8 protein-coding genes and 1 pseudogene are annotated in these 12,485 nt (G+C 42.2%); 4 read left to right on the top strand and 5 right to left on the bottom strand.

The genetic code is table 11. The features are described from left to right. Window positions 1–1,462: pseudogene (locus AACV78_RS10170) on the bottom strand (hypothetical protein); the annotation flags it as partial. Window positions 1,463–1,630: 168 nt separating this feature from the next. Beyond that, window positions 1,631–2,953 (bottom strand): tetratricopeptide repeat protein, encoded by a 1,323-nt coding sequence (locus AACV78_RS10165; protein ID WP_194012533.1) that lies wholly within the window; start codon window positions 2,951–2,953, stop codon window positions 1,631–1,633. A gap of 393 nt (window positions 2,954–3,346) precedes the next feature. On the opposite strand from AACV78_RS10165, the gene AACV78_RS10160 reads away from it, so the two are divergent. The 4 genes from AACV78_RS10160 (at window position 3,347) to AACV78_RS10145 (ending at window position 5,037) form a co-directional block, all read left to right on the top strand. Beyond that, entirely contained in the window at window positions 3,347–3,478 is a 132-nt protein-coding gene (locus tag AACV78_RS10160; RefSeq protein WP_255513038.1) for a hypothetical protein, read from the top strand. 69 nt (window positions 3,479–3,547) lie between these two features. After that, window positions 3,548–4,231: a methyltransferase domain-containing protein gene (locus tag AACV78_RS10155; protein ID WP_194012534.1), complete on the top strand. Its 684-nt coding sequence runs from the start codon at window positions 3,548–3,550 to the stop codon at window positions 4,229–4,231. A gap of 16 nt (window positions 4,232–4,247) precedes the next feature. Then, a complete protein-coding gene (locus AACV78_RS10150; RefSeq protein ID WP_228042676.1) occupies window positions 4,248–4,517 on the top strand; it encodes a hypothetical protein in 270 nt (89 codons plus the stop codon). A 46-nt stretch (window positions 4,518–4,563) separates the two neighbouring features. Continuing rightward, window positions 4,564–5,037, top strand: coding sequence for a class I SAM-dependent methyltransferase (locus AACV78_RS10145; RefSeq protein ID WP_228042675.1), 474 nt, complete (start codon window positions 4,564–4,566; stop codon window positions 5,035–5,037). Window positions 5,038–5,094: 57 nt separating this feature from the next. Here the strand turns inward: AACV78_RS10145 and AACV78_RS10140 are convergent, their stop codons facing one another. From AACV78_RS10140 to AACV78_RS10130, 3 genes are read right to left on the bottom strand one after another with little or no spacing between them, the layout of a single operon-like run. Continuing rightward, complete coding sequence (locus AACV78_RS10140) at window positions 5,095–10,806, bottom strand: FkbM family methyltransferase (RefSeq protein ID WP_228042674.1); 5,712 nt, start codon at window positions 10,804–10,806, stop codon at window positions 5,095–5,097. A 25-nt stretch (window positions 10,807–10,831) separates the two neighbouring features. Beyond that, a complete protein-coding gene (locus tag AACV78_RS10135) occupies window positions 10,832–11,050 on the bottom strand; it encodes a DUF5678 domain-containing protein (protein ID WP_194012535.1) in 219 nt (72 codons plus the stop codon). A gap of 22 nt (window positions 11,051–11,072) precedes the next feature. Beyond that, on the bottom strand, window positions 11,073–12,026 hold the full coding sequence (locus AACV78_RS10130; protein ID WP_194012536.1) for a GDP-mannose 4,6-dehydratase: 954 nt from the start codon (window positions 12,024–12,026) through the stop codon (window positions 11,073–11,075). Window positions 12,027–12,485: the final 459 nt, after the last annotated feature.

Here is a 12,485-nt window from a genome sequence, read left to right as displayed (position 1 = left end):
GTAATTGAGACTGAGACTGCTCAAATTCCCTTTGAGTCTGATGTAATTGAGACTGAGACTGCTCAAATTCCCTTTGAGTCTGATGTAATTGAGACTGAGACTGCTCAAATTCCCTTTGAGTCTGATGCAATTGAGACTGAGACTGCTCAAATTCTGTCTGAGTCTGATGTAATTGAGACTGAGACTGCTCAAATTCCCTTTGAGTCTGATGTAATTGAGACTGAGACTGCTCAAATTCCCTTTGAGTCTGATGTAATTGAGACTGAGACTGCTCAAATTCCCTTTGAGTCTGATGTAATTGAGACTGAGACTGCTCAAATTCTGTCTGAGTTCGCTGCAATTGAGACTGAGACTGCTCAAATTCCCTTTGAGTCTGATGCAATTGAGACTGAGACTGCTCAAATTCTGTCTGAGTTCGCTGCAATCGAGACTCAGATTTGGCCAATTCTGCCTGAGATTCCTCAAATTCTCTTTGAGTCTGATGCAATTGAGACTGATACTGCTCCAACTCTACTTGAGCTTGATGCAGTTGCGCTTGAGACTGCTCCAACTCTACCTGAGTTTGATTTCCTTGAGCTTGAGACTGCTCCAACTCTACTTGAGCTTGATGCAGTTGCGCTTGAGACTGCTCTAACTCTGCCTGGGTTTGATGTAGTTGAACCTTGTATTCCTCCCATTGTCTCCGAGTATCATGTGGTCGATGGTAAAAGAGAGGGGTAGGCTCGACATTTAAATTGAAGCGAAAGTCGTTTGAAAGCTTTGTCAGCTCGAGCGCAGCGATCGCGTTAGCATAAGGTAAAGGATAGTTGTACTCCGCATCGCTAACCTCTAAACCATCGGCTTCTGTCCACATCATCTGGGCTTTTTCCCAAACAGGGTGTCTGTCAATCAGCTTTAAAAAATGACTGGATATTGCTTCTTTAGGAATTCCATATTTTGTTAACAGACTTAAGTATTGTCCGCTGAACTGAATTTGCCAATCTCCATCTGTCAGTGTTCCAAAAGGAACTGTAATGAAAGCTTTGCCCTCAACATCCAGTAAGTCGTATATTTTAGCGATAGCCTTGAGTGGAGCTTCTAGATCCCGCTTCTCTGTACGTTCGCCATAACTGCCTGAAGGTTCTACTGACTGCCCTATATGTTCTACAGTAGAAATCGAAAGTATCGCATCATACTTTTCTGTTGATAGCAGATCCATTAAATCTTCATTATCTACGCCTAAATCCTGCTCAAACTTGTCTACAATTTTTCTACGAAAGATTCCAACTGAGTCACTCAACGTGTTTTCATAATAAGACAAGACGTTTCCCACTTCCAGGATGCGGTCTCGCTTTTGGAGATTTGCCAAAAAATCAAAGGCGAGCGGAATTTCCACACACCTCTCAGTGGGATTATTATATCTAATCCGATTGTAGCCTAGTTCTTTACCCTTAAAAAAGAAACTTCTTTGCCATTCCGTCATAATTAACCTCTTACTTTTTGTATCTCAACTCTGTTTCTGTACCTAGTAAATTGGATCTCCTGAATTTGTGGTTGTAAGCGTCTCCTTCATACTGGCAAGATGCCCGCACTACCGGATTTTTTTATTTTTATGCTCGCCATCAACTCAGGAAAACCGTAAAATTATATTTTAAGTCATAACTGCCCCTAAAATGCGATGAGCCTCAGAAAAACTTGGATCTAAGTAAACAGCTCTACGGTAACAGATTATTGCTCTTTCCACCAGATTTTGATTTAAAAAGCTATTACCCAAGTTAAAGTAATCTAATGCTGTAGATTTTTCTGAGTCCAGTGTTAATGCTACATACATACAATTAGCAGATTCCTCTAGCTTGTTTTCGTTGTAAAGAGCGGTAGCTAAATTACGATAAACACCCCCTACACTGGGTTGTACGATCAGTAGTTTTTGATAGCAGGTAATAGCCTCTGACCACAGTTGCTCTTCCATGCAAATATTTCCCAGATTTTCGAGTGCTTCCACAAGAGTTGGTTGAATTGACACTGCCATATCGTAGCAATTCTTTGCTTTGTTGGCTTGTCCCTTAGCGCTCCAAATATTCCCCATCGTCAGGCAAGCCAAAGCAAATTCAGGCTTAATTTTTATGGCTTGTTCGCAAGCAGTCAGCGCCTCATCTAGCTGATTTTTTTCTAAAAACAATTCAGCTTTCACCATGCACAATTCCGACTTAGCTTGTGCCAATTCAATTTCAGCCTGTTGTTTGACTTCTTTTAATACTTTTTTTAATCGAGACTGCGAGCGATTCCATTCTACTCTAATAGGTTGAATCAAAAGTAATTCTTTTCTGCGCTCTGCTCTCAACCTCAACGCTTCTTGATAAATTTCTAAATCTTCTTGATTGTTTTTTATAATATTTTCAATCAGCTTTGTGTTAGCAAACACTTCTTCTAAATCCTGTTTATATTTGGGATTGGGATTAGAATTATTGCTCGCAAAATTAAAATCGGGCCATTTCAACATCGTCTGCATATATGCCAAATCTTCCTCTATAAATTCTTGCACCCCTACAAAATCAAAATTTGTTAGTGTTTTTCCTCCACTGTATTTGCTGATTAAATTTTTTGCTTCAGGTCGTTCTACAAAATCATCCAATCCTATTGTCTTTTTTTTGATATCTCTCACTATTTTTTGCTGTTTTTCTACAGAACCCAGAGGCACATACAACCAATAAAAATACAAAGAAATTACCAAATATATTGGATTTCTCACCCAAATTATTTTCTTGGCTTGAGGATATAAATGGTCGTACTTAAATGGCAGAAAATGACCGTGTACAACTCTAATTTCTGGTGGAAGTTTTGATAATCCATATTTTCCTGGTCTGGAGCCCATATAGTCGAGATAAATATTTTTTTCTCCATAAACTTGGTTTAAAACAGTAGAAAATGTTGTTCCTGCTGTCTTGGGAACGTGAACAGAAATTAGTTCAACCACAATCATACCCACCTATTATATACTATTCAATGAACTCGATTGCTTCTGCCAAGGGTGGCTGGCGTATTTTGGTACAGACTGATAGAGACTACCAATTGTTTCTAGCGATTAAAGATTGCAGTAATGCAGTAATGCCGAACATTTCTGCTATGCTTCTTTGATCGATTGACAATCGTCAAATCCTCTCCCCCTCTTGTCTCTCTCTTTCTCCCCTCGATCGCCATATACAATCTAGATGCAAAAAAGCTTACCATATCACTTCCTGAGACACAAATTCTGGATGCTTGGTGATAAACTTAGGTACTGCTATTCCAAGAGAAAACCTTCTTTCTGAAGTGTTGCTAGGTATCGAACAAGAGTCATGTCGCGGTAGAGTGACGGCATAGTTCACCTGTGGCAACTTCGATCACCCCTACCCCCGCGCTCGACCAACACGCGCGATCGGGTAAACTAGAAAGGGCAATCGGCCCCACCCACGCGATCGCCCTCAAGCGATCGACCAATACGCGCGATCGGGTAAACTAGAAAGGTCGATCGGGCTCTACCCCTGTAATGAGGAGTCACATCTCAACTCGCAAGACAAGATAATAAATTATGGATCTGTACGCAAAAAGAAGAGAAATAGCTTCTCAATACTTAAAAGGTGAGGGAATTGAGGTGGGCCCGCTGAATGCCCCTCTAGAAGTTCCTGCTGGCGTTAAAGTTCATTACATAGATCGGATGCCAGTAGAAGAATTAAGGAGGCACTACCCGGAGCTAGCTGGGGTCAATCTCGCAGAGGTTGATATTATAGATGACGGTGAAACACTTGCAGGTACACCAGACAACTCCTGGGATTTTGTCATTGCCAATCACATGATAGAACACTGTCAAAATCCGATCGGCGCTTTGGAAAACTTTTTGAGAGTTGTCAAACCCGGAGGAATCGTGTACATGGGCGTGCCGGACAAACGCTATATATTCGATCGCGATCGGCCCGTGACCACCCTCGACCACCTAATTCGAGACTACAAAGAAGGGCCGGAATGGTCAAGATTGCCTCATTATGAAGAGTATGTCAGGCTAGTTGACAAATTTCCTGAACCGCAGATATCGTCTCGCGTACAGGCTTTACTTGACATGGATTACAGCATTCACTTCCACGTCTGGACACCAGAGACTTTCTCTGAATTAATTCAATACTTTCAGCAAAATCTATCAGTAGGTTTGGAAGTAGAACTATTTCAAGAAAATTGTGGTGAATTTATTTGTATTTTCCGAAAAATATTGCACGTTTAAAAATAACACTAAGCTTATGGAAATCATTGATTATTATGTTAAGTCCGCCCCTAGCGTACAGAATGCGCTGGATATTTTTCAAGGTGAATGGGCATCTAAGTTGCCAGGGGATTTGTCATTACTAAATGCAGGACAAAGCGGACTGTTTGATGATGCTCGCATCACCTGGGCTGTTGAGCAATTAGGGGAAATTAAAGGCAAGAATATCCTGGAACTAGGGCCACTAGAAGCGGGACACACCTATATGCTAGAGATAACTGGGAGCAGCATCGATTACAGCAGTTGAGGCCAGCACTCGCGCTTATCTAAAATGTCTAATTGTTAAAGAAGTTGTGGGACTTCACAATTCTCACTTTCTTTGCGGTGATTGTGTAGAATACCTGCGGTCAAATCCAGGCAAATTTGATACTTGCTTCGCCAGCGGCATACTGTACCACATGACAAACCCTGCTGAGCTGATCGGCTTGATTGCTCAAGTTTCAGACCGAGTTTTTATATGGACTCACTACTATGACGAGAATATAATCCGCAGCACTCCTTACCTTTCCCCAAGATTTGCCGAGAAGACTGCTGCTGAGTATCAAGGCTTTAAACATATGCTTTACCGTCAGGAATATGGGGAATACAAAGGTGAAGTAAAAGCTGCTGGTTTCTGCGGTGGCAGCAGTCGATTTAGTAACTGGATGAGCCGTGAAGATATCATGTCATGTTTGACCTATTTTGGGTTGACCGACATCCGCATCAACTTCGATCAGCCTCACACTCCTCACGGGCCGTGCTTTGCTTTAGTAGCGATGAGGCGGTGAGTTCTAGATTGGTGCTGGAAGTTCGATCGCTTTTTGATAATAAGCGATCGCTTCACCCTACTCCCCAACAACAGACATAACTTCACTTAACTTGTCATGAGCCTCAGACAAATTTGGGTTTAAATAAACCGCCCTGCGGTAACATACGATCGCCCGCTCCTGTTTCCCTTGCTCTAACAGAGTATTGCCAAGGTTAAAGTATTCCTCTGCCGTTGTTTTGGGCTCCAAAATCACGGCTGCATAACAACACTCGACAGCTTCATCTGGCTTGCCAATTTGCGAAAAAACCTTAGCCAAGTTCCGGTAAACACCAGCAAAATTCGGTTGAATCGCGATCGCTTTTTGGTAAGCTGCGATCGCCTCTTGCCATTGTTGCTGCTGTGCGTGAATAGTCCCCAGGTTTGCCAAAGCTTCAGAAAAATCAGGTTGAATTTCCAGAGCGCGAATATACCAATTCCTTGCCTCATCCAGTTTACCCTGAGCTTGCAAAACATTCCCCAAAGTCTTGTAGACCGGAACAAACTTGGGGTTAATCTTTAAGACTTGCTCGCAAACTGCGATCGCATCTTCTAACTTTCCTTGAGCTAAATACAACTCTGCCAGTTGAGTTAACGGAGCCACAGCACTCTCCATCTCTTGCAGTTGAGTCTGAACTTCAATTAGCTGAGACTTAGTTTGTTCGAGTTCTTCCTGAGTTTTTTGGTATTGAAGCCGCCGGCTTTCAAGTTCTTGTTTAATTGGTTGGAGTTCTTCTTGAACTTGTTCCAGCCTAGTTGTAAATTGCTCAAATCCCCCTGGATTTTGTTCCAGTTTTGTTTGAAATTGCGCCAATTCTTCGCGAGCCTCCTCTAACTGAGGATCGAACTGTTCGCCTTCTGCTGTTTTGACCAAAATTCCTGCATCTAGCTCTTCAATTTTTTCGTAAGTGAATTGCCAAATTTCCGTGTTTAGCCAATAAAAACCATTAGCAAACAGCATAGAACTCGCAGGTGCTGTTTTACTCCTTATCTCTTCTGCTTGAGTGGGTTTTGGCCCATGAAAATGGATAATTTTTGCTTCATAGCTAAAATCCCAGTAGGATTTCCAATTTAGCTGGATATCCAATCTATCCCACTTATCTTTGAAAAATAAGTTATAGGCTCCTTGGTCATAAGCTAGCTGTAATATCTGATCCAAGTTTTTGTCAATAAAATCATCAAATTCTTTCTGTATCTTTTGAAGATTTTTGACATTCATGTACAGCACACCGCTATTCAAGTGTTCCCAGTTGTTGGGATCGTGTTCGGGCGTTGCCGCAAAATATTCACAGGTTATACCCTGCAAATAGTCAACCACATCATCAAAAAACATGACATCGCAGTCAGTATAGAAAACATACTCATCCGGTATTTCATAAATTTCTACAATTTTGGGAATTTCAATTCTCAAAAATGCACCGAAAGCTACGGTCGAATATAAGGGATGTTGAGTTTGTAGTTTTTCATAGTGAGGTGTTCTGTGGTAGATAATCTTAACACCATTTTTTTGCAACCAATCTGTCAATTCATTATCTTCGCCGTCATAAATGCAATATGGTTCTAGCGATGTATTTTGCAGAGCAGTATAAACTGCTACTTTAATCATTTGCGAATAAATATCAAAACCAGGACTCGCTTCATTAATTGCAAAAAACCATTTCATCCGGTACTTTTGTTTTTGATTGCCTAGAGGGAACTGATATACAACTTCCTGCAATCGAACTAATCCTAACTTCACGCAAGTTTCATCAGCTAAAATTGCTTGGATTAGCACATCAGATTCCGGCTGCTTTCCTGAAATTTCCAGCTTAGCTTTGTAAGCGCTACGTCCTGCTAGCGGTACTCCTGGAAAAGCACTGGCTACATCCGATCGATACCCGCCAACGGGGGTTGTACAGACAGTTTCGCCATTATAAATAAACTCAACTGCCACAGCTCGATCGCTCTTGCCCAACACCCAACCAGACATCAAAATTTCACTGTTATCTACTTTACCGATCGCAGGCGAATCTATATTAAATGCCTGCAGCCATTCCAAAGCTTCAGGGTAAGCCGGTGCAACATCCACAACAGCCGCAATTTTCAGTCGCAGGGGATTTGATTCCTTTTCTAAAGATTGATTAGTTGTCACTAAACCGTACCCACTTTCATCTTCTTCCCAAGTTCCAGAGCCGTGCCAGTATAGCGGTTCGCTATCCCACGGATCGAAAGGAATTAATGTTTTCGACGGCAAGTGAGGGCGGAAGAAAAATTTACACCGTTCATTTAGCATTGATGCTGCAACAGAAAAGGTACTGTTTGAAATAGCCAAAACATCGCACTGGCTCAATATATAAAAGTCTGGATAGAAAGGAGCCTCTGGCATTTCTACACCCAAATCTTTGACAGTTACCGGGTGATAATCTGCAAAATCATCTACAACCTCTTCAAGTTCATCGCTGGCAATAAACAGTACCGGCTCTTCCAAAGTTTCCCACAACCCCTGCAACCATTTTTTGTAGCAACTATTGGGAGCAATAAACATAAATTCGGCATAAGGCCCCCAGTAATCGCCACGCCGCAAATGCAAGCCAACAATAGTTTTTCCGCGTTGTCGGAGGCTGCTGACTGCTGCTGCTACCTTCGCTTCTACTTCTGGCATTGGTTGGAAGAGCGATCGAAATAACTCTTTGTGCTGCGCGTAATATTTAGTGGGTATCTGATAAGTTGGTCCGCCAAATTCTACATTTCTAAAAGGTGCTTCTGCATTAATAATGCCCAATCCCGAATCGTGAACAACAGGCAAGCTTTTAGAAATAGGTGGCTCACTGTGTCCGAACAAATATTGTCCGATCCATGCTGATGTCTCCACCCGAACATTTTGCTGTTGTTCGTGAATTTTCAGCATCGCATACAAAAATATTTGATTGCCAAACCGCGCCCTACTAAGGATAGACATAGTAACGAGCGGCTTTTTCACATAGAAACCATCGCCCCAAGATGGGTGAGGAGTTGTGGTAGCTACCCGCTCAAAACCATGCCTGTCTAAAAACTCATCTAAATCGTGAACGATCGCGCAACCTTCATAGAGTTCTTCGTAATTAACTTCTGTATTAATCGCATCTACATATTGCAGCCAATTGGTTGCTCCTTGCAAAGCCAAAAGTTCCGCACCTTGAATATCGATGTTTAAGATATTAAAGTCAGCCGGGTTTAATTCCAATTCTTGCAGCAGCGTATCCAGAGTTTTTGAAGGCACAGTTACTTGATGTGTTTCCACGATATCGGGATAGATATCCTGATGATGCTTCAGTGGCAAAATTGAACTGCTTTGATCGTAGGAAGTAACGTGCAAATTAGTAGTACCATTGCGATCGCTAATCGCGCAATTCACAGCTTGCGCGTTCGGGTATCCCGCTAAATTAGCTTGCAAGCGTTCAAATACAGCAGGATTAGCTTCTACAAACAGTATTTTTTGCGCTCCCATTGCTTGGTAATATCCGATTTCAGACCCTTCGTGGGCACCGACGTGAATAATTCCTTTGGGAGTGACAGAATGCTGAGCACAAAGTTGCGGTACGTCTAAAAGTCTAGGAGGTTCTCCCAACACATTAGCTCGGAAGCGCTCGTTGACTGCTAAGAAGTTGCTCCCTTCAAAAACTTCATATTCTGGCTGAAAATTAGGTCTGTATTCTAAGCCCTGTGGCAAAATCTTAAAAATCGAGTACCGATACTTTTGCAGATACTCACACACTTCTTTTAAAGTGATATTTGCCTCGCGATAAGTTGTACCGTATTCAAATTGAATGTAATCGATTTTGCCATATTTCAGTAACTCGCTTGCACCATACAATACATCTAATTCTGAGCCTTCAACATCAATTTTTAGAAAATTAATCCGCTTGATACCCAAACGCTGACAGTAACGATCAACAGTTGTAGTGAAAACAGTACACCCTTGGGGAGGTTGAATCCAACCTTGACTCTCAATCCAACAACTACGATCAAATGTACCCAAGGTGGAATGGTCGTCGTACTGATAAAAAGTCTTAATTTCTTCTCGACTGCCAGCAGCCATATTTTGGGCTAGGATTTTTACATTATTTTCTCCCCTTAAGCTGTCTAGCAAATTTTTATGGACGTGAGCCAAAGGTTCAAAAATGTGCATTTCTGCTACATCTTCGTGTCTTGTCAAAACCTCTTTCGCCCATTCACCGATATTAGCCCCCAAATCTAAAATGATATCCCCTGCTTTAATGTATTGGGCAACTACTTGGCTTTCTCCAGGCAACAGGTGAGAACTCGTTGAACTAATATGGTCTTCAATCCAGTACGGTATAATAATCGGTTGCGGCTCTACTATTTTTGGCTGTGCCTCTACTGCTTGCATACTCTCTATTCCAGTCCTTAAAGAAATAGGACGTTGAGTAATATTTCCGTACCAATTATCTTTACCTTCACCGCACATATACTGCCAATCTGCCTCAGCAATCAGATGAGCAAAAGGAGTGATGCTGTCTGCCAATATTAACGACCAATTATTACTTCTTGAAAATCTCACCAAATAAGATTCAATGCCTTGTCTGTGGCAATAATAAGTATTCGGGAGCGTCAACATTTTAGAACCCGTCGCTAACTGCCGGAAACCAAAGGTGTGAGTGTCTAACGCACCAGAAGACTCAGAATAACCTCCCCCTCTCACCCAGCTTTCTTTGGTAAACAGATAGTTGCCACTCGCTCCCGGCACATCGTGCCGAGAGAAAAAGTCCGCTAAAGTAATTTGGTCTTGATAAATCCATTTATTAATAATATTTTGCTTGCGTCCTTCAAAGAAATGAATTTCTTGGAAGGCAGCGACATCTGCACCGGAATTAACCAAAAATTCTTTTAATTTTTGGATGCTTCCTGGAACTAAAATATTATCTGAATCTAAGCAGAACAGCAAAGGATGGCTGGCATTTTGGACAGCGGTATTTCTCGCTGCTCCGCCCCCTTTGTTAGTTTCGTGGCGGAAAATATTGATAAATGGATACTTGATTTTGAGGCATTCCAGTATACCTGTTGTATTATCCGCAGAGCAGTCATTAACAATAATTAACTCATCCCCTTGTTCAAAATTTCCATTTAAAATCGAGTCAACCGACTCTTCGATAGTCTGTTCGCAGTTATAAGCAGGGATAAAAAAGCTAATATTCGTGGGTTGCTTTTCTACCCACCAAACTCCCTCGCCCTCAAGGTGAACTTGCCAGTCTAATCTTCTGAAAAACTCATCAATAGCTTGTTTGACGCCTGGAAAAGCAATGTGTCCATAATCATGACCGCTAATTAAACCCCCTACTCTAATTTTGCTATACCAAGTGCAGAGGTCTTGCCAAACCCCTTGGTAGGAATGCTCTGCATCTATGTAGACAAAATCAAGCAAGCCATCAATTTGCCCAATAGCCTGCTGTGAATTTGAACGAATCAGCCTAAATCTATCTCCAAAGACAGCTAGGCGATTTTTCGTTGTTTCACAGAGTATGTCAAAATCTGCCTGGGGGAGGTTCATGGGGTCGTCGTAAGAGTCACAGTGTTGATAGCTGTCAATCCCGTACAGTAGTTCAAGATTTGTATTGCTGAGTATAGCTTCTGAATGACCTCCAAACGCCACACCGATCTCTGCACCTACTTTTAAATTGAATTTCTGTATCAGCTCTGGTATGAATTTGTAGGCAGGCTTCCAACTTTCTTCGTGAATTGACTTTTTTAGTTCAACTAATTCGCTGATTTGCATTTTACTGATATTCCTCTTGTACTTGTTATAATAAATTGATAATCACACAAAGGATTGCTATATACTTCCCCAGAGTAAATACAGTAGGTGTATCAGCCGGAATCCCGTCCTTCATCTTTCGATAATCCCGATCGCCACTAATCACACCTTCGTTAGTATAAGCTATCCACTGACCCCGATATTTTTTCAACTCATGGCGATTAGCCTTATACCACTCCTTAGCTGTCGCATATTCTGCTGCCATATTTTCACCCCATAAATTTACCTCAAATCTGCCTCGCTTCCACCATCATCCGCACCACATCGGGCATCTGATACTTCGCCTCCCACCCCAATTTTTCTTTCGCCTTGCCCGGATTTCCCCTCCCAACAGCAATCTCCGTCGGTCTGTAGAGACTCGCATCCGTTACCAAATGTTCCTGCCAATCCAAACCCGCCGCCACAAACGCTGTCTGCACAAACTCCTCCAAAGGATAACTGGCACCAGTAGCAATTACATAATCGTCCGGTTCATCCTGCTGCAACATCAAATACATCGCCTCCACATATTCCGGAGCCCAACCCCAATCCCGCTGCACCGAAATATTTCCCAAATGCAGTTTTTCGGAACTGCCTGCCGCAATTCGGCACACCACAGATACAATCTTTTGGGTGACGAACCTCTCCGGCCGCAGCGGCGACTCGTGATTGAACAGAATACCAGAACACGCAAACAAATTGTACGCTTCCCGATAATTCGCTACTTCCCAAAATGCTGTTGCTTTCGCCACCGCGTAGGGACTTCTGGGGCGAAAGGGCGTATTTTCATCCGCTGCAATGCCTCCGGTATCCCCAAAACATTCGCTGGAACTGGCATTGTAAAGTTTAATTTTGCCACCGGTAAACCGGATTGCTTCTAACAGATTTAACGTGCCTGTAGCAATGCTTTCGAGAGTTTCTACGGGTTGCTCAAAAGACAGACCGACGGAACTTTGACCTGCTAGATTGTACACTTCGTCGGGCCCAATTTTTGCTAGGACTTGCAAGACACTGCGAAAATCGTTGAGAGACATGGATTCTAGTTTTACTCTGTCTCGGATTCCTAAACTGGCAAGGTTTCGGAAACTCGACATTTGGGCATCCCTAGAGGTGCCACAAACTTCATAACCTTTCTCCAAAAGCAGTTTCGCTAAATAAGCTCCATCTTGACCGGATATACCACAAATTAACGCTTTTTTCATAATTGTTTTTTGTCAAAACTCTAGCGTAGCTCTTGCTATTTTTCCAGTTGTTCAACTTTTATAGGCGGAATTTTGATTATTTTTAATATTTGGGATTTTCCGAGGACTTGCCAGAGCCAGTTTAAGTGCTTGCTACAAACCAATTTCGGAACTTGCGCTCAAATAAAGAAACCGGGTTTTTACCAATTTTAACGGTTTGAACTCATATCTTGCACCATTCTCAACAATCTGTAGGGGCGGGTTCGTTAACAGCCTCAAAGCTTGAAGACAGGTTAAAGAAACCCGCCCTCCCCCACGAAAAATCCTCTTGTTGACATTGCTGCAATATCTCAGTTTGAACTGATAGAAGAGCACCTGTGGCAAAAACCGGGTTTCTGACCGCAAATTTAGCATCACCACCTATATCTCTCGTTCAGAAACCCGGTTTTTAAGAGCTTGTTGAGAATGGTGCTCTTCTGT

Origin of the sequence: Tychonema sp. LEGE 07196 (assembly GCF_963890365.1) — a bacterium.
Classification (GTDB): domain Bacteria; phylum Cyanobacteriota; class Cyanobacteriia; order Cyanobacteriales; family Microcoleaceae; genus Microcoleus.
Note: the sequence above shows the minus strand (reverse complement) of the source record. Positions and strands in the feature narration are given on the sequence as shown.